General features: G+C 64.0%; 1 protein-coding gene. It reads left to right on the forward strand.

What is annotated here, in order from left to right:
• On the forward strand, nucleotides 1-495 hold a 495-nt coding region (locus ACZ92H_RS29440), incomplete at both ends, for a carbohydrate porin (protein ID WP_465051972.1).

Below are 495 nucleotides of genomic sequence, written 5' to 3' on the forward strand. Positions count from 1 at the left end.
GACGGGCGCCATCCTCGGCACCCGTTCGGCCGTGCGCCAGAACTTCATCTACGGCGACATTCCCGTCAACACCAACGGTACCCTGGACGTGGCTGCCACCATCATCACGGCCGAAGGTAAGGACAACGACATCTACGGCCCGAAACATAACGGCTGGCAACTGTCGGCGTTCCACCGTCAAGGCAAGGTCTTCGGCGGCGGCAACACCTTCGGCGTGCAGTACGGCGTCGGTCCCGGCGTGGGCGGCGACGGCAACGGCCAGTTCGGCGCCTCGGGCAACACGGCCTTCGGCTCGGACCGCAAGCGCACGCGCGTCTTCAATGACATGGCCATCCAGCCGATGGAAAACTTCGGCATGGAATTCGTCGCCCTGTGGCAAAAAGACGAGTCGAACGCCAACGGTTCCTCGACCTGGACCTCGGTCGGCGTGCGTCCCGTGTACGCGTTCACCAACAACTTCAAGCTGGTGGGCGAACTGGGCACGGACCGGGTGAC

The organism is Janthinobacterium foliorum (genome assembly GCF_978021625.1).